15 protein-coding genes and 1 tRNA gene are annotated in these 16,630 nt (G+C 72.2%); 9 read left to right on the top strand and 7 right to left on the bottom strand.

Going from position 1 to position 16,630, the window contains the following annotated elements:
* Positions 1 to 83: 83 nt before the first annotated feature.
* Positions 84 to 770: a hypothetical protein gene (locus tag ACSYGO_RS12175; RefSeq protein ID WP_460386655.1), complete on the bottom strand. Its 687-nt coding sequence runs from the start codon at positions 768 to 770 to the stop codon at positions 84 to 86.
* Between the two features lie 47 nt (positions 771 to 817).
* Between ACSYGO_RS12175 and ACSYGO_RS12180 the strand changes: the two genes are divergently transcribed.
* Entirely contained in the window at positions 818 to 1,006 is a 189-nt protein-coding gene (locus tag ACSYGO_RS12180; protein WP_028801646.1) for a DUF5703 family protein, read from the top strand.
* A 123-nt stretch (positions 1,007 to 1,129) separates the two neighbouring features.
* Here the strand turns inward: ACSYGO_RS12180 and ACSYGO_RS12185 are convergent, their stop codons facing one another.
* The 3 genes from ACSYGO_RS12185 to ACSYGO_RS12195 all read right to left on the bottom strand — a co-directional run bounded on the left by ACSYGO_RS12185 (position 1,130) and on the right by ACSYGO_RS12195 (position 3,875).
* On the bottom strand, positions 1,130 to 1,993 hold the full coding sequence (locus ACSYGO_RS12185; RefSeq protein ID WP_432188211.1) for a chaplin family protein: 864 nt from the start codon (positions 1,991 to 1,993) through the stop codon (positions 1,130 to 1,132).
* A 165-nt stretch (positions 1,994 to 2,158) separates the two neighbouring features.
* Positions 2,159 to 2,392 carry a chaplin ChpH gene (gene chpH / locus ACSYGO_RS12190; RefSeq protein ID WP_028801648.1) on the bottom strand — a complete coding sequence of 78 codons (234 nt, stop codon included), beginning with the start codon at positions 2,390 to 2,392 and terminating at the stop codon, positions 2,159 to 2,161.
* Between the two features lie 157 nt (positions 2,393 to 2,549).
* Positions 2,550 to 3,875 (bottom strand): M20/M25/M40 family metallo-hydrolase, encoded by a 1,326-nt coding sequence (locus ACSYGO_RS12195; protein ID WP_426680228.1) that lies wholly within the window; start codon positions 3,873 to 3,875, stop codon positions 2,550 to 2,552.
* Between the two features lie 187 nt (positions 3,876 to 4,062).
* Here ACSYGO_RS12195 and ACSYGO_RS12200 point away from each other — a divergent pair.
* The 4 genes from ACSYGO_RS12200 (at position 4,063) to ACSYGO_RS12215 (ending at position 10,196) form a co-directional block, all read left to right on the top strand.
* A tRNA-Leu gene (locus ACSYGO_RS12200) sits at positions 4,063 to 4,147 on the top strand.
* A gap of 327 nt (positions 4,148 to 4,474) precedes the next feature.
* On the top strand, positions 4,475 to 8,350 hold the full coding sequence (locus ACSYGO_RS12205) for a Pls/PosA family non-ribosomal peptide synthetase (RefSeq protein WP_460386656.1): 3,876 nt from the start codon (positions 4,475 to 4,477) through the stop codon (positions 8,348 to 8,350).
* Between the two features lie 77 nt (positions 8,351 to 8,427).
* Entirely contained in the window at positions 8,428 to 9,807 is a 1,380-nt protein-coding gene (locus tag ACSYGO_RS12210) for a M1 family metallopeptidase (RefSeq protein ID WP_426680230.1), read from the top strand.
* A gap of 14 nt (positions 9,808 to 9,821) precedes the next feature.
* Positions 9,822 to 10,196: a YchJ family protein gene (locus ACSYGO_RS12215; protein ID WP_345647850.1), complete on the top strand. Its 375-nt coding sequence runs from the start codon at positions 9,822 to 9,824 to the stop codon at positions 10,194 to 10,196.
* 133 nt (positions 10,197 to 10,329) lie between these two features.
* Here ACSYGO_RS12215 and ACSYGO_RS12220 read toward each other — a convergent pair whose 3' ends face one another.
* On the bottom strand, positions 10,330 to 11,031 hold the full coding sequence (locus ACSYGO_RS12220; RefSeq protein WP_426680232.1) for a FadR/GntR family transcriptional regulator: 702 nt from the start codon (positions 11,029 to 11,031) through the stop codon (positions 10,330 to 10,332).
* Positions 11,032 to 11,161: 130 nt separating this feature from the next.
* On the opposite strand from ACSYGO_RS12220, the gene ACSYGO_RS12225 reads away from it, so the two are divergent.
* The 4 genes from ACSYGO_RS12225 (at position 11,162) to ACSYGO_RS12240 (ending at position 15,158) form a co-directional block, all read left to right on the top strand.
* Positions 11,162 to 11,686, top strand: coding sequence for a gluconokinase (locus tag ACSYGO_RS12225; RefSeq protein WP_028801654.1), 525 nt, complete (start codon positions 11,162 to 11,164; stop codon positions 11,684 to 11,686).
* A gap of 217 nt (positions 11,687 to 11,903) precedes the next feature.
* Entirely contained in the window at positions 11,904 to 13,301 is a 1,398-nt protein-coding gene (locus ACSYGO_RS12230; protein WP_460386657.1) for a GntP family permease, read from the top strand.
* A 59-nt stretch (positions 13,302 to 13,360) separates the two neighbouring features.
* Entirely contained in the window at positions 13,361 to 14,119 is a 759-nt protein-coding gene (locus tag ACSYGO_RS12235; protein WP_460386659.1) for an SDR family oxidoreductase, read from the top strand.
* A gap of 13 nt (positions 14,120 to 14,132) precedes the next feature.
* Complete coding sequence (locus ACSYGO_RS12240; RefSeq protein ID WP_460386660.1) at positions 14,133 to 15,158, top strand: L-idonate 5-dehydrogenase; 1,026 nt, start codon at positions 14,133 to 14,135, stop codon at positions 15,156 to 15,158.
* An 18-nt stretch (positions 15,159 to 15,176) separates the two neighbouring features.
* Here the strand turns inward: ACSYGO_RS12240 and ACSYGO_RS12245 are convergent, their stop codons facing one another.
* Complete coding sequence (locus ACSYGO_RS12245) at positions 15,177 to 15,821, bottom strand: cytochrome b/b6 domain-containing protein (protein ID WP_432188208.1); 645 nt, start codon at positions 15,819 to 15,821, stop codon at positions 15,177 to 15,179.
* A complete protein-coding gene (locus ACSYGO_RS12250) occupies positions 15,805 to 16,602 on the bottom strand; it encodes a molybdopterin-dependent oxidoreductase (protein WP_460386661.1) in 798 nt (265 codons plus the stop codon). The genes ACSYGO_RS12245 and ACSYGO_RS12250 overlap by 17 nt, the downstream gene beginning before the upstream one ends.
* Positions 16,603 to 16,630: the final 28 nt, after the last annotated feature.

Genomic DNA, 16,630 nt, shown 5'->3' on the forward strand with positions numbered 1-16,630 from the left:
CGCCCGCCCGCTCCCCGCACATGACAGTGGCGGCCACCGGTTCCGGTGGCCGCCACTGTCATGTTTCCCGTGCCGTGCCCGGCTCAGCGATCCGCGTCCAGCGGCTCCAGGTCCCCGTGGGGGCCGAGGCCGTCCTCCAGGTCGTCGTCCGCCTCCTCGTCGAAGACGGCGCTGACGTCGAATCGGCAGACGACCCGCTGCGGGTCGGTCGACTCGAAGGGGGCCTCCAGCCACTCGCCGGGCTCCGAGGGTTCGTCCGCGGCGGTCACCCAGAGTGTGGAGTCGCCCTCCTCCAGGCCGAACTCCTTGTGACGGGACGCGATCTCGTCCGGTTCGAACTCGCCGAAGAGGATCCCGAGAGCCCCGTGGACGGTGCCGGACGCCGCGTCGAAGCCGGCGTCCGCGGTGGCTCCGTCCTCCTCCACGGCCTCCACCCGCTGGGCCTGCGCCAGCAGCCGCTGCGGCTCCACCACCGAGTAGTCCCGGCGGATCAGCACGCTCAGCGCGTTCGGCTCCTCGGGGCCCGTGTACGGCGGCAGCGTGTCGTCGGTACCGGGGATCTCGAAGGGGGTGACCTCGTCGTAGCGGTCGTAGAGCAGCTCGTCGTACTCCTCGGCCGCGGCGGCCAGCTCGTTGAACGCCTCGTAGACGGCCGGGTCGTCCTCACCCGTCCTGCGCTCGACCGCGGCCAGGTGGCGGTCGAGCGCGGTCTTGACCGCCTCGGCGGCGGCGCGTACCTCGGCAGCGGTGGGCTGCGCAGCATCAGACATAGTGCAGACGCTATCCGTACCGGGCCCCAGCCCGCACAATAGATGCGATGCCGGAATACGAATTTGTCGACGTGTACGTACCTCGCGGGGTCTCCCGCAAGGAGACGACACGTCTGCTGACGGACCATGCCGAGTACGGACACTGGGAGTTGGACCGCCTGAGCCTGCTGCGCGACGGCAGCCGCAAGGTGCGGCTGCGCCGGCGGATCATCCGCCAGGTGCGCGCCACATGGTGACGACGGGCGGCTGAAACGGAGCGGGCCCCGCCAGTGGCGGGGCCCGCTCCGTTCTCGACACCACCGGGGAAGTGTGTGGCGTCGTGGTCACACCTGCACCGGCCGGATCCGGCGGCCTCCGGGCTACGCCGCCGATCGTGCCCGGCGGTAGAGCACCGCGCCGGCCAGCAGCGCGCCGGCGCCCGCGGGTACGACCACGCCGAGCGGCAGCTCACTGCCGGTGTGGGCGAGCACCCCGGCGCCACGGGGCTGGGTGACGGACTGTCCACCCGGCTGATTCACGTGCGAGGAACCGCCGGGGTGATGTCCTCCGGAGCCGGGCGGGGTACCCGGGTTCCCCGGCTGACCCGGCGTCCCCGGGTTTCCGGGCGTGCCCGGGTTCCCCGGCGTGCCCGGGTTCCCCGGTGTGCCGGGATTTCCGGGCTGGCCCGGGTGCCCCGGCGTACCCGGGTTTCCGGGGTGCCCCGGCTGCCCGGGGGTACCCGGCGGCGTCTCGTGTCCGCCGCCGGGCGGGGTCGTGGAGTGTCCGCCGCCGGCACCGCCGGTGCACTCGTCGCCCGCCGCGGCGTTGCCCACTCCGACGACGTTCACGCTGTTCCCGCAGACGTTCACGGGAGCGTCGACCGGTACCTGCACGTGGTTGCCGGAGCCGACGCCCGGCGAGCCGGCGGCGTGACCGTCGGCCCGGGAGCCGCCGGAGTGCGGGTTCGTGTCGCCGTACCCGCCTCCGTGCGCGCCGTCGCCGCCGCGGTCGGCACATGTGTTGCCCACCGCCGGGTTGAGCACCCCGACGACGTTCACGGTGTTGCCGCAGACGTTCACCGGCGCGTGCACCGGCACCTGCACCGTGTTGCCCGAGAGCACGCCGGGCGAGTTCGCGGTGGAGCCGTTCGCACCCGAGTCGGCGTGTGCGTAGCCGCCGGTGACGGCGAGTACGCCGCTCGCCGCCGCCACGGTCATCAGGCCCTTGCGGGTGACCTGTCGCATAGCTGTAATCCCTGCCTTAGCCGTTGGCTTGGACCGTCCGGAACGCGCACACACCCACCCGACGCGTGCGCGGAAAGCCGGTCGGCCCCGGAGCGCATGGTGCGGACTCCGGGGCCGACGGGCTCAGACCCTCACGAAGTGACCCTCATGGGGTGAGGCACGACGTCACTTGTTGACGCAGCTGTTGCCGAAGGCGGGGTTCAGCAGCCCGATCACGGAGACCGTGTTGCCGCAGACGTTCACCGGGATGTGAACGGGCACCTGAATCACGTTGCCGGACACGACGCCCGGGGAGTGCACGGCAGCACCCTGGGCACCCGAGTCGGCGACGGCCAGGCCCGCACCCGCGAGAACCAGACCACCAGTGGCAGCCGCAGCAGCGACGACCTTCTTGATCATTATTCCTCCATTGTTGGCACATGCGATCCCAGCTTCGGTTCGCATCACGTGTAACGAGGAGGGAGTAATGGAGCTACGAGCTTATCGTCGGATTCACTCTTCTCAGTGGGGCCCGCACGCGCGGTCGATTACAGGAGTTTCGTTTTACCTGAGCAATTCAGGACGCATCGATGAAGCGGTCGAGCACGCGCACCCCGAACTGCAGGGCATCCACCGGGACCCGCTCGTCGACGCCGTGGAACATGCCCGCGAAGTCCAGCTCCGGCGGCAGCTTCAGCGGGGCGAAGCCGAAGCAGCGGATGCCGAGGTCGGCGAAGGACTTGGCGTCGGTGCCGGCCGACAGCATGTAGGGCACGGCGCGCGCGATCGGGTCCTCCGCGGACAGCGCGGTCTGCATGGCGTCGACGAGCGCGCCGTCGAAACTGGTCTCCAGCGCCTTGTCCGCGTGCACGTCCTCGCGCTTCACCCGCGGGCCGAGAATATGGTCCAGGTCGGCGAGGAATTCCTCTTCGTACCCCGGCAGATAACGGCCGTCGACATGCGCGGCGGCCTGTCCGGGAATCACGTTGACCTTGTATCCGGCGCCCAGCTGGGTCGGATTGGCGGTGTTCTGGAGGGAGGCGCCGATGAGCTTGGCGATGCCGCCGAGCTTGGCGAGCGTCTCGTCCATGTTCTCGGGGTCGAGCTCGGTGCCGAGGGCGTCGCCGAGTTCGTCCAGGAAGTGCCGCAGCGTCTTGGTGACGCGGACCGGGAACCGGTGGCGGCCGAGCCGCCCGACGGCCTCGGACAGCTCGGTGATCGCGTTGTCCCTGTGGATCATCGAACCGTGACCGGCGGTGCCGTCCACGGTCAGCTTCATCCAGTGCATGCCCTTCTGGGCGGTCTCGACGAGGTAGAGCCGCAGCTTCTCGTTGACCGTGAAGGAGAATCCGCCGACCTCGCCGATCGCCTCCGTGACGCCCTCGAAGAGGTCCGGGTGGTTGTCCACCAGGTGCCGCGCACCCCAGGTGCCGCCCGCCTCCTCGTCCGCGAGGAAGGCGAGGACGATGTCGCGGGGCGGCTTGCGCCCGGTGCGCAGCCGGTCGCGCACGACGGCCAGCGTCATCGCGTCCATGTCCTTCATGTCGACCGCGCCGCGGCCCCACACCATCCCGTCGGCGATCTCGCCCGAGAAGGGGTGGTGGGTCCAGTCCGTGGCATTGGCCGGTACGACGTCGGTGTGGCCGTGGATGAGCAGCGCGGGCCGCGAGGGGTCCTCGCCCTCGATACGGGCCACCGTGGAGGCGCGGCCCTTGTGCGACTCGAAGATCTGCGGTTCGAGCCCCACCTCGGCGAGCTTCTCGGCCACGTACTCGGCGGCCTTGCGCTCGCCCGGACCCGAGTGGTCGCCGTAGTTGCTGGTGTCGATCTGGATCAGCTCGCGACAGAGGTCGACGACCTCGTCCTGGCCGGTGACGCTCCTGGCCGTGTTCGACTCGCTCACGCTGCTTCCTCCCACTGTCACTGCTGGTGGTCTCCCTCATCCTCTCCCCGACCGCTTCCGGGCCCCAAGGCAGGACCCGGCCCGTCACACGCCGTTCACGCGACGACGGGGGGTGATCGGGGGCCCTCGAAAGCCTGGTAATGTTTCCTCTGTCGCCGCGAGGGAAACCCCGCACGACAGACACCTTGTCCGGGTGGCGGAATGGCAGACGCGCTAGCTTGAGGTGCTAGTGCCCTTTATCGGGCGTGGGGGTTCAAGTCCCCCCTCGGACACACAGGAAGAGCGAGGGCCGCGACCATCAGGTCGCGGCCCTCGCTCGTTGCGCCGACGCCGTCGACCCGCCCCTCGCTCGCCGTGTCCGGCGTGTTACGCACAGATGTGGGGCAGATCTCGTCACGGTGACGTATCTCCATGTCAGAGCCTCGGAAGCAGGCCCTCCGGACCCCCGGAAGGCCGCCTCGCATGGCTGACGCCCAGGTCCGCGGCTAGCGTCGTACTAAAATTCCACGCTTGTTTGGAGCTGGACCGGAATATCCCCAGGCATACCTGCGGGCCCACCAGCGCCCCGGACTCTCCGGGAAACAACACGTGAGGACCCGATGGCAGCCCTCCAGCAAGACCCCGTGCTCGCGTTGTCGGACGACGAGGTGCGTGCGGAGTTCGGTGACCAGGCTCGCTTCTCCGCCTCCTCCGCCGCCTCGCCGCGCACGCTCGTCGACATCCTCGACGCCTCCGTGCGGGCCCACCCCGACGAGCCCGCGCTCGACGACGGCCGGCGCTCGCTGACCTACCGCGCCCTGGCCGTCGAGGTCGAGGCCCTGCGCGGGCGGCTCGCCGCGGCCGGGGTCGGGCTCGGCGACCGGGTCGGTGTGCGGGTCCCCTCCGGCACGAATGACCTGTACATAGCCGTCCTCGCCGTGCTCGCCGCCGGTGCCGCGTACGTGCCGGTGGACGCCGAGGACCCGGACGAGCGGGCCGAGCTGGTCTTCGGCGAGGCGCAGGTGTGCGCGGTCGTGGGGGCCGGGCACGAGCTGACCGTCACCGGTGCCTCGGGCGCCCGCGCCGCCCGTCCCGGCGTCGAGCACGACGCCTGGATCATCTTCACCTCCGGCTCCACCGGCAAGCCCAAGGGCGTCGCCGTCTCGCACCGCAGTGCCGCCGCCTTCGTGGACGCCGAGGCCGCGCTGTTCCTCACCGAGGACCCGATCGGCCCGGGAGACCGGGTGATGGCGGGCCTGTCCGTCGCCTTCGACGCCTCCTGCGAGGAGATGTGGCTGGCCTGGCGGTACGGCGCCTGTCTGGTGCCGGTGCCGCGCGCGCAGGTCCGCAGCGGCGCCGACCTCGGACCCTGGCTGGTCGAGCAGGACATCACGGTCGTCTCGACCGTGCCCACGCTGGCCGCCCTGTGGGAGCCGGAGACCCTCAACGAGGTCCGCCTCCTGATCTTCGGCGGCGAGGCATGCCCGCCCGAGCTCGCGCAGCGGCTCGTCACGGAGGGCCGGGAGGTCTGGAACACGTACGGGCCGACGGAGGCCACCGTGGTGGCCTGCGCCTCGCTCATGAGCGGGGAGGAGCCGGTGCGGATCGGGCTTCCGCTCAACGGCTGGGAGCTGGCCGTCGTCGACGACGACGGGGAGCTCGTGCCGATGGGGTGCAGCGGGCAGCTCGTCATCGGCGGGGTCGGGCTGGCCCGGTACCTGGACGCGGAGAAGGACGCCGAGAAGTACGCGCCACTGGACGCGCTCGGCTGGGAGCGGGCGTACCGCAGCGGCGACCTGGTCAGGGCCGAGCCCGAGGGGCTGATCTTCCTCGGCCGGGCCGACGAGCAGATCAAGCTCGGCGGGCGCCGGATCGAGCTCGGCGAGGTGGACGCGGCGCTGCAGGCGCTGCCCGGTGTGGCCGGCGCGGCCGCGGCCGTGCGCACCGCGCGCGGCGGCAATCAGCTGCTGGTCGGCTATGTCGTCACCCAGGACGGCTGGGACCACGCGACCGCCGTGGAGAAGCTGCGGGCCGAGCTGCCCGCCGCGCTGGTCCCGCTGCTCGCCCCGATCGCGGACCTGCCGACCCGGACGTCGGGCAAGGTCGACCGGGCGGCGCTCCCCTGGCCGCTGGAAGGCCTGGAGACCGGCGGTGCGCGGGAGGAGCTCTACGGCACCGAGGCCTGGCTCGCCGAGCAGTGGAGCGAGGTGCTCGGGATACCCGTGGGCAGCGGCTCCGACGACTTCTTCGCCATCGGCGGCGGCAGCCTGGCCGCCGCGCAGCTGACAACGAGGCTGCGCACCCGCTACCCGACCGCCGCGGTGCTCGACATCTACGCGCAGCCCGTGCTGCGCAAGCTCGCCCGGCGGCTGGAGAAGTCCGCGCAGGAGGACGGCGCCGCGCGCTTCGTGGCCCCGGTCCCGCTGCGGGCGAAGGTGACGCAGCTCCTGCTGCTGGTTCCGTTGTTCACCGTCCTCGGGCTGCGCTGGGCCGTGGCGCTGGCCGCGGTCGGGAACGTACTGCACTGGTTCGGGCCGTATCCGTGGGCGCCGGGCGCCTCGTGGTGGCTCGTCGCGGCGGGTGCGGTCGTCCTCTTCAGTCCGCCGGGCCGGCTCGCGATCGCGGCGGGCGGGGCGCGGCTGCTGCTGCGCGGGGTCCGGCCGGGCCGCTACCCGCGGGGCGGCAGCGTCCATCTGCGGCTGTGGACGGCCGAGCGGCTCGCCGAGTTCAGCGGCGCGACCTCGCTCACCGGCTCGTGGCTGGAGCGGTACGCCCGCGCCCTGGGCGCCAAGGTCGGCAGGGACGTGGATCTGCACTCGCTGCCTCCGGTCACCGGCATGCTCAAGCTGGGCCGGGGGGCGGCGGTGGAGTCCGAGGTGGATCTGTCGGGGCACTGGCTGGACGGTGACCGGCTGGAGATCGGTGCGGTGAAGGTGGGCGCCGGGGCGGTGGTCGGGACGCGGAGCATGCTGTTCCCGGGCGCTCGGGTCGGCAAGCGTGCCGAGGTGGCGCCGGGTTCGGCGGTGGCCGGCCAGATCCCGACCGGGCAGCGCTGGGCCGGGGCGCCCGCGGTCAAGCTCGGCAAGGCGAAGCGGGCCTGGCCCAAGGAGCGTCCGCAGCGCGGCACGGCGTGGCGTGCGATGTACGGGGCGACGGGACTCGCGCTGAGCGGACTGCCGGTGTCGGCGGGGGTGGCCGCGCTGCTGGTGGCCCGGGTGTTCGTGAGTGCGGACGCCGGGCTGGGCGGCGCGCTGCGCGGGGCGGCGCTCGCCCTGGTCCCGTCGGCCCTCGCCTTCGGTTTCGCGTACGCGCTGCTGCTGCTGGTCCTCGTACGGCTGCTCAGCCTCGGGCTGCGGGAGGGCACGCACCCGACGCACAGCCGGGTCGGCTGGCAGGCGTGGACGGTCACCCAGCTGATGGACCGCTCCCGGGAGACGCTGTTCCCGCTGTACGCGGGGCTGATCACGCCGGTGTGGCTGCGGCTGCTCGGCATGCGGGTCGGGCGGGGCGCCGAGGTGTCCACGGTGCTGGCGCTGCCGAGTCTGACCACGGTCGGTGAGGGCGCCTTCCTCGCGGACGACACGCTGACCGCTCCGTACGAGCTGGGCGGTGGCTGGATGCGGATCGGGCGGGCCGAGATCGGGCGCCGGGCGTTCCTCGGGAACTCCGGGATGACGGCGTCGGGCCGCAGTGTGCCCGACGGCGGCCTGGTCGGGGTGCTGTCCGCGACGCCGAAGAAGGCGAAGAAGGGCAGTTCGTATCTGGGGCTGCCGCCGGTGAAGCTGCCGCGCGCGACGCAGGACGGTGACCAGAGCCGTACCTACGAGCCGCCCGCGCGGCTGCTGTGGGCGCGCGGTCTGGTGGAGCTGTGCCGGATCGTGCCGGTGCTCTGCTCGGCGGCGCTGGTCGTGCTGACGGTCGCGGCGTGGTGCGCGCTGGGTGCCTGGGCGCCGTTGTTCGGCGGGCTGGTGCTGCTGGGCGCGGGCGGCGTCGCCTGCCTCGTGTCGATCGTGGCGAAGTGGCTGCTCGTGGGGCGGCACCGGAGCGGTGAGCATCCGCTGTGGAGCGGCTTCGTGTGGCGCAACGAGCTGGCGGACACGTTCGTCGAGGTGGTGGCGGTGCCGTGGCTGGCCGGGTCGGTGCCGGGTACGCCGCTGATGACGGCGTGGCTGCGCGGGCTCGGTGCCCGGATCGGCCGGGGCGCCTGGGTGGAGAGCTACTGGCTGCCGGAGACGGATCTGGTGTCGCTCGGGGACGCGTGCACGGTCAATCGGGGCTGTGTCCTGCAGACGCACCTCTTCCACGACCGGATCTTGCGGACGGATACTGTTGTCCTCCGTGAGGGCGCCACCCTGGGCCCGGGCGGAATCGTCCTTCCCGGCAGCACCATCGGGGCTCGCTCCACCCTGGGTCCGGCGTCGCTGGTGATGGCGGCGGAGTCCGTTCCCGACGAAACCCGCTGGCTGGGCAACCCGATCGAGGCATGGCGTTCCTAGCGGACACGACCGGATCGGAGACGAAGGGCGGTACAGCGGCACGTCGTACGAGCACAGGGCAGGGAGCAGACGCAGCAGTGAGCGTTCAGCAGACACCGGATTCGGACCCGTACTTCCCGGCCAACGGTGATCCCCGCTACCGGGCGCACCGGTACGAGCTCACGCTGGACTACCGCCCCGGGCCGAACCGGCTCTCCGGCACCGCGCGCATCAACGCCATAGCCGGCCGCGCCCCGCTCGCCGAATTCCAGCTGAACCTGGCCGACTTCCGGATCGGCCGGGTCCGGGTGGACGGCAAGGCGCCGCACTACACGCACCGGGGCGGCCGGCTGCGGATCCGGCCGCCGAAGCCGGTCCGGGCGGGGGCCGCGTTCACCGTGGAGGTCCACTGGTCGGGCAACCCCAAGCCGGTCAGCAGTCCCTGGGGCGGTCTCGGCTGGGAGGAGCTGGAGGACGGGGCGCTGGTGGCGAGCCAGCCGGTCGGCGCGCCGTCGTGGTACCCGTGCAACGACCGGCCGGCCGACAAGGCCTCGTACCAGATCTCGGTGACGACGCCGTCCGCGTACTCGGTGGTGGCGGGCGGACGGCTGCTCACCCGGACGACGAGGGCGTCGACGACGACCTGGGTGTACGAGCAGTCGGCCCCGACGTCCAGCTATCTGGTCGGGCTGTCGGTCGGCAAGTACCAGACGGTGCTGCTGGGCGACCCGGGCCTGGGCGGCGTGCCGCAGTCCGGCCATCTGCCCGCGCACCTGCTCGCCGAGTTCTCCCGGGACTTCGCACGGCAGCCCGCGATGATGGAGCTGTTCGAGGAGCTCTTCGGGCCGTATCCGTTCGGCGAGTACGCGGTCGTCGTGACGGAGGAGGAACTGGACGTCCCCGTCGAGGCGCAGGGTCTGTCGATGTTCGGCGCCAACCACGTGGACGGGGCGCGGGGTTCGGAGCGGCTGGTGGCGCACGAGCTGGCGCACCAGTGGTTCGGCAACAGCGTGTCCATCGCGGACTGGCGGCACATCTGGCTGAACGAGGGTTTCGCGAAGTACGCGGAGTGGCTGTGGTCGGAGCGCTCGGGCGGCCGTACGGCGCACCAACTGGCCGCCGCCGCGCACCGGAAGCTGGCCGCGCAGCCCCAGGACCTGGTCCTCGCGAACCCGGGCCGCAAGCTGATGTTCGACGACCGGCTCTACGAGCGCGGCGGTCTGGCGCTGCACGCGGTCCGGCAGGCCCTGGGGGACGACGCGTTCTTCCGGATGCTGCGCCGCTGGGCCGCAGTGCACCGGGGTGGGGCGGTCACGACGACGACGTTCACCTCGCACGTCTCGCGCTACACGGCCGAGCCGCTCGACGAGTTGTTCGCGGCGTGGCTGCACGAGAGGGCGCTTCCGCCGCTGCCGGTGCCCGGGGCGGCGATTCCGGCGCGGCCCGCCTACCCGCCGGGGAAGGCCGACTCGGCGTAGGCAGAATGGCAGCCATGACGAGTCGTTCCTGCCCTTGCGGGCTTCCCGAGCCGTATGCGAAGTGCTGCGGGCGGTTCCATCGCGGTGAGGCCGCGGCACCGACCGCCGAGGCGCTGATGCGGTCGCGGTACTGCGCCTTCGTGAAGGAGGACGAGGGGTATCTGCTGCGGACCTGGCATCCGCGGACGCGGCCGTCGCGGGTGGAGTTCGACCCCGGGATGCGCTGGACCGGTCTGGAGGTCCTCGCCACGGAGCAGGGTTCGGCGTTCCACGGCACCGGCACCGTCACCTTCCGGGCCTCCTACCGGGGCGGTTCGCTGCACGAGCGGAGCCGGTTCGAGCGGGTCGACGGCGCGTGGGTGTACGTGGACGGGGACTTCCAGGAGTAGGCGGCGGGGCAGGAGTGGCCGTGGCGGCGGCGCGGCGCCCGTGCCGCCACGACGGAGGTCACGGCGGCGCCGGCATGGCGCCCCTGCTGTCTCCGCGGGGTCACGATGACAACGCCCGTGCCGCCGCACCGGGTCACGGTGCCAGGATGTCCAGCTCCTGGAGCGCGCCGACGGTGATCTCGCGGGTGAGCTCCTCGGCGCGGGCCGCGTCGCCCTCCCGGACGGCCTCGGCGACCTGGACGTGCAGGGTGACGGCGGCCGGGTCCGGGTCCTCGAACATGACCTCGTGGTGTGTGCGCCCCGCCAGGACCTCCGCGACGACGTCGCCGAGGCGTGCGAACATCTCGTTGCCCGACGCGCAGAGGATCACCCGGTGGAAGGCGATGTCGTGGACGAGATACGCCTCCAGTTGATGGCCGCGTGAGGTGGCGACCATGCCCAGGGCGCACTCGGTGAGCTCGGCGCACTGCTCGGCCGTCGCGTGCCGGGCGGCCAGGCCCGCGGCTACGGGTTCGACGGCGGAGCGCAGCACGGTGAGGGAACGCAGCTGGTGCGGGCGGTCGGCACCGGCCAGCCGCCAGCGGATGACCTCGGGGTCGTAGACGTTCCACTCGGCCTTGGGGCGGACGGTGACGCCGACGCGGCGGCGGGACTCGACGAGGTGCATGGATTCCAGCACCCGGACCGCCTCGCGCATCACGGAACGTGACACCTCGAAGCGCTGCGCCAGTTCGTCGGTGCGCAGCACACTCCCCGGCGGATACTCGCCCGCCGTGATGGCCGGCCCGAGGGTCTCCAGTACATGTCCGTGCAGCCCCCGGCCCCGTGTGGTCATGGGGTCAGCGTACGAGGCAGGGGCCGTGAACAAAAAGTCAGACTTATACGTCACACACTCTTGAATTCGTCGTACCTAATAGGTTTCAGTGTCGTCGACATCAGATGTCGACGAAGACAGCGAGAGCACGATGCAGCAGACGCGTACCCCCCACGTGGTCGTGGTCATGGGCGTGGCAGGCACCGGGAAGACCACGATCGGTCCCCTGATCGCCGCCCGGCTCGGCGTTCCGTACGCCGAGGGCGACGACTTCCACCCCGAGGCCAACATCGCCAAGATGTCGGCGGGAACGCCGCTGACCGACGAGGACCGGTGGCCCTGGCTGGACGCCATCGGCCGCTGGGCGCACGACCGGGCCGGGCTCGGCGGGGTGGTCAGCAGCTCGGCGCTCAAGCGCAGTTACCGGGACCGGCTGCGGGCGGCCGCCCCCGGAGTCGTCTTCGTCCACCTCACCGGTGACCGCAAGCTCATCGAGGACCGGATGTCGCACCGCCAGGGCCACTTCATGCCGACGGCGCTCCTGGACTCGCAGTTCGCCACCCTCCAGCCGCTGGAGGCGGACGAGGCAGGCGTCGGCGTGGACGTGTCCGGCGGCCCCGAAGAGATCACCGAGCGGGCCGTGGCCGCGCTGCGGGATCTCGACCTGCCCGCGTAGTCGAGCGCGGAGGCGACTCCGCCGGTGCGGCGATCCCGCCCCGCACGGCGTCGCCACCGGCACGGCACAGCAACGGACATGACGTGGCCACCGGCGCGGCCGGTTCGGCCTGTCACGCGCCGTCGCCCGCGAACCCCGTTCCCCCGTCCCCCATCCCCTGTCTCCCTCCCCACTCTGTCCCCCCTCCCGCGTACCTCACTCAAGCAAGGGATCAACCGTGACCAGACTCAGCGTCGAGATGCTGGCAGCGGACGCCGTCGAGCCGATCACCTCGGCGGGCCACGCTCAGCTGGGCATTGCCGTACTGACGGGCATCGCCGTCATCGTGCTGCTCATCACCCGGTTCAAGCTGCACGCGTTCCTGGCCCTGACCATCGGCTCGCTCGCCCTCGGTGCCGTCGCCGGGGCCCCGCTCGACAAAGTCATCGTCAGTTTCACCGGCGGGCTCGGCTCGACCGTCGCCGGTGTGGGTGTCCTGATCGCGCTCGGCGCGATCCTCGGCAAGCTGCTCGCCGACTCCGGGGGCGCCGACCAGATCGTCGACACGATCCTCGCCAAGGCGGGCGGCCGCGCCATGCCGTGGGCGATGGTGCTCATCGCCTCCGTCATCGGTCTGCCGCTGTTCTTCGAGGTCGGCATCGTCCTGCTGATCCCGGTCGTGCTGATGGTCGCCAAGCGCGGCAACTACTCCCTGATGCGCATCGGTATCCCGGCGCTCGCCGGTCTGTCCGTGATGCACGGCCTGATCCCTCCGCACCCCGGCCCGCTCGTCGCGATCGACGCCGTCAAGGCGAACCTCGGCGTCACCCTCGCGCTCGGCGTCCTGGTCGCCATCCCCACGGTGATCATCGCCGGTCCGGTGTTCTCCCGCTACGCGGCCCGCTGGGTGGACGTTCCGGCCCCCGACCGCATGATCCCGCAGCGCGCCTCCGAGGACCTGGACAAGCGCCCCGGCTTCGGCGCCACCCTCGCCACGATGCTGCTGCCGGTCGTGCTGATGCTGGCCAAGGCCCTGGTCGACATCGTCGTGGACGACCCCACGCACATGGTCCAGCGCGTGTTCGACGTCATAGGCTCGCCGCTGATCGCCCTCCTCGCGGCCGTCATCGTCGGCATGTTCACGCTGGGCCGGGCCGCCGGGTTCACCAAGGAGCGACTGTCGACGACCGTCGAGAAGTCCCTCGCCCCGATCGCCGGCATCCTGCTCATCGTGGGTGCGGGCGGCGGCTTCAAGCAGACGCTGATCGACTCCGGCGTGGGCCAGATGATCCTGGACATCTCCAAGGACTGGTCGATCCCCGCGCTGCTGCTGGCCTGGCTGATCGCGGTCGCGATCCGGCTGGCGACCGGCTCCGCGACCGTCGCCACCATCTCGGCGGCCGGACTCGTCGCCCCGCTCGCGGCCGACATGTCGACCACCCACGCCTCCCTCCTGGTGCTGGCGATCGGTGCGGGCTCGCTCTTCTTCAGCCACGTCAACGACGCCGGGTTCTGGCTGGTCAAGGAGTACTTCGGCCTGAGCGTCGGACAGACCGTGAAGACCTGGTCGGTGATGGAGACGATCATCTCGGTGGTGGCCGGCGGACTCGTCCTGCTGCTGTCCCTGGTGATCTAGCCCTGTCCCTCGTGATCCGGTAGGCACCACAGGAGTGCCGGAACCCAAGGAGTACGGCAATGGCCCACCCCCTCTTCGACATCAGCGGCCGCACGGCGCTGGTCACCGGCTCCAGCCGCGGCATCGGGCTCGCGCTCGCCCGCGGACTGCTGGAGGCGGGCTGCACCGTGGTCCTCAACGGGCGGGACGCGCGACGGCTCGACAAGGCCGCCGCGGAACTGCCCGGCGACGTCCGCACCGCGGTGTTCGACGTCACCGACGGGCCCTCGGCGGCCGCGGGCATCGCGGACGTCGAGGAGCGGGTGGGCCCGCTGGACATACTCGTCAACAACGCGGGCATGCAACTGCGCGCCCCGCTCCTGGAGTTCACGGACACGGACTGGCACCGCGTCCTGGACACCAATCTGACGAGTGCCTTCCTCGTGGGCCGCGAGGCCGCCCGCGGGATGACCGCGCGCGGCCACGGAAAGATCATCAACATCTGTTCGCTGCAGAGCGAGGTCGTCCGCCCGGGCATCGCGCCGTACGCGGCCACCAAGGGCGCGCTGAAGATGCTCACCAAGGGCATGTGCGCCGACTGGGGCCCGCACGGGGTACAGGTCAACGGGCTCGGTCCCGGCTACATCGAGACCGAGCTCACCCGGCCCCTCGTGGACGACGAGGAGTTCAGCTCCTGGGTGCGGCGGCGCACCCCGGCCGGGCGGTGGGGCCGTACCGACGACCTGGTCGGCGGGCTGCTCTTCCTCGCCTCCCCCGCGGCGGACTTCGTCGGCGGGCAGGTGCTGTACGTCGACGGCGGTATGACGAGCGTGCTCTGAGAGGGACGTGACGATGCTCGGCTGTGTGATCCACGGACAGGGCGACCTGCGGGTCGACGAGCTCCCGGTGCCCTCCCCCGGACCCGGACAGGCGCTGGTCGCCGTCCGGTACGGCGGGGTGTGCGGTTCCGACCTGCACTACTGGCGGCACGGCGGGGTCGGGGACTTCCGGCTCCGGGAGCCGATGGTGCTGGGCCACGAGGTGGTCGGCACCGTCGTCTCGTACGGTGCCGGGGCCGGCGGACCCGTGCCGGGCACGCCCGTCGCGGTGCACCCGGCGACCCCCTGCGGCGCCTGCCCCGAGTGCCTCGACGGCCGCCCGAACGTGTGCCGCGACACCCGGTACCTGGGCAGCGCGGCACGCACGCCGCACGTCCAGGGTGGTTTCGCCGCGCGGTTCGTGGTGCCGGCCGGACAGTTGCGGGCCCTGCCCGATGGGCTGGACCTGCGGCGGGCCGCCCTCGCCGAGCCGCTCTCCGTCGCGCTGCACGCGGTGCGGCGGGCCGGAAACGTGGCGGGCCGGCACGTGCTGGTGACGGGGGCCGGACCCATCGGCTGTCTCGTGGTGGCCGCCGCCCGGGCCGCGGGCGCGGCGCGCATCACCGTCACGGACCTGCTGCCCCGGGCGCTGTCGTACGCCGTCGCGGCCGGAGCGGACGCGGTCGTACGGGCCGACGATCCCGACGACCCCGCGTGGCCCGCCGAGGTCGACGTCGCCGTCGAGGCGTCGGGGGTCGCCGCGGGCCTGGACACCTGTCTGCGCCTGGTGCGGCGCGGCGCGGTCGTCGTGCAGCTCGGCATGCTGCCGCCCGGCCGGAGCCCGTTCGCGGGGAATCTGCTGGTGAGCCGGGAGATCGAGCTGCGGGGCGCGTTCCGCTTCGGCGCGGAGTTCGACGAGGCCCTGGCGCTGCTCGCGGCGGAGCCCGCCTTCGACGAACTGGTCAGCGCCGTGGTGCCGGTGCGGGACGCGGAGTCGGCGTTCGCTCTCGCCGCCGACCGCGGCCGGTCCTGCAAGGTGCTGCTGGACTTCACTCCCTGAGCACCGGGGTCCGGCCGCTCAGGGGCGCCACAGCGGGTGTTCCCGGTCCGCCCACAGGCGGCTCACCGATCCGGTGCGCAGCCCGCGGCGGGCCTCCGGGTCGCCCAGCGCCATCCCGATGTGTCCGGCGAGGACGATGCCGATGGTCAGGGCGAGCCAGTCGTGCACGAAGGTGGCCGAGGTGCGCCAGATCAGCGGGGTGAGATGGGTGAACCACATCAGCAGGCCGGTGCCCAGCATCACCAGCGTGGCCCCGGCGATCCAGGCGGCGTAGACCTTCTGCCCCGCGTTGAACTTGCCCGCGGGACGCGACTGACGGCGTTTGTCGCGTCGCAGGGCCGCCCGCAGCCAGACCCGGTCGTGCGGCCCGAAGCGGTTCAGGAAGCCCAGGTCGGCGCGGAAGGCGCGGGAGGCGAGTCCCGCCAGGACCGGTACGGGAAGCAGCAGTCCGGCCCACTCGTGGACCCGCACCACCAGCTCGCGGCGCCCGACGAGCGCGGCGAACTCGGGGATGTACAGGAACGCCGCGGTGACCACGCACGTGCCCATGAGCGCGGCCGTCGTCCGGTGCACCCAGCGCTCCGCACGGCTGAAGCGCCGTACGCGTGCGGGGGACCCGAGGTGCGCCGGCCGGGCGGGGGTGTCCTCAACTCGTGGGTTCATCGTCGCGTCCGTTCGAACGGCCGACCCAGGCGTCGACGTCGTAGCCCCGTTCCTCCCAGTACCCGGGACGGACGTCCTCGGTGACGGTGATGCCGGAGAGCCACTTGGCGGACTTGTAGAAGTACATCGGGGCGACGTAGAGCCGGACCGGGCCGCCGTGGTCGTGACCGAGGGGCTTGTCCTGCATCCGCAGCGCCACCAGCACGTCGGAGCGGCGGGCCTGCTTCAGCGTGAGGCTCTCCGTGTACGTCCCGTCGAAGCACTTGAAGCGGATCGCGCCCGCGGCGGAGCGCACCCCGGCGGCGTCGAGGAGGTGGGACAGGCGTACGCCCTCGAAGGGGGTGCCCGGCACCCGCCAGCCGGTGACGCACTGGACGTCGTGCACGAGCCGGGTCTGGGGCAGGGCGCGCAGGTCCGCGAGGGTGTAGCTCCTCGGGCGGTCGACCAGGCCGTCGACGGTGAGGCGGTAGTCGGCGGCGGTCTTGTGCGGGACGGACGACGCCACCGAGTAGTAGCGGAAGCCTCCGCCGTTGGGCAGCAGGCCGGTGAGGCCCGTGGGGTCCTTCTCGGAGGCTCCGGCGAGGAAGGATTCGAGGGCGCGCTGCAGTGGGGACGCGGCGAGCACGCCCAGCGCGCCGAGTCCGAGCGTGCCCAGCAGGACCCGGCGGCCGATCGGCGCGCCGCGCTCCTCGGGCCGTTGGGGGTCCGCTTCCCCGGGCCGCTCGGGGTCCGGCCTCGCGTCGCGGTCCGGGCCCGGCTCCTCGGACGGTTCTGGCTTCACACACTGATTCGAGCACCCGCGACCCCCA

This window comes from Streptomyces krungchingensis (genome assembly GCF_054729265.1).

Excerpts from the sequence above, each read along its gene's own strand:
- ACSYGO_RS12225 (WP_028801654.1), top strand. The coding sequence starts at position 11,162 with ATGCAGCAGACGCGTACCCCCCACGTGGTCGTGGTCATGGGCGTGGCA.
- ACSYGO_RS12215 (WP_345647850.1), top strand. The coding sequence starts at position 9,822 with ATGACGAGTCGTTCCTGCCCTTGCGGGCTTCCCGAGCCGTATGCGAAG.
- ACSYGO_RS12175 (WP_460386655.1), bottom strand. The coding sequence starts at position 770 with ATGTCTGATGCTGCGCAGCCCACCGCTGCCGAGGTACGCGCCGCCGCC.
- chpH (WP_028801648.1), bottom strand. The coding sequence starts at position 2,392 with ATGATCAAGAAGGTCGTCGCTGCTGCGGCTGCCACTGGTGGTCTGGTT.
- ACSYGO_RS12180 (WP_028801646.1), top strand. The coding sequence starts at position 818 with ATGCCGGAATACGAATTTGTCGACGTGTACGTACCTCGCGGGGTCTCC.
- ACSYGO_RS12240 (WP_460386660.1), top strand. The coding sequence starts at position 14,133 with ATGCTCGGCTGTGTGATCCACGGACAGGGCGACCTGCGGGTCGACGAG.
- ACSYGO_RS12220 (WP_426680232.1), bottom strand. The coding sequence starts at position 11,031 with ATGACCACACGGGGCCGGGGGCTGCACGGACATGTACTGGAGACCCTC.
- ACSYGO_RS12235 (WP_460386659.1), top strand. The coding sequence starts at position 13,361 with ATGGCCCACCCCCTCTTCGACATCAGCGGCCGCACGGCGCTGGTCACC.
- ACSYGO_RS12205 (WP_460386656.1), top strand. The coding sequence starts at position 4,475 with ATGGCAGCCCTCCAGCAAGACCCCGTGCTCGCGTTGTCGGACGACGAG.
- ACSYGO_RS12245 (WP_432188208.1), bottom strand. The coding sequence starts at position 15,821 with ATGAACCCACGAGTTGAGGACACCCCCGCCCGGCCGGCGCACCTCGGG.
- ACSYGO_RS12185 (WP_432188211.1), bottom strand. The coding sequence starts at position 1,993 with ATGCGACAGGTCACCCGCAAGGGCCTGATGACCGTGGCGGCGGCGAGC.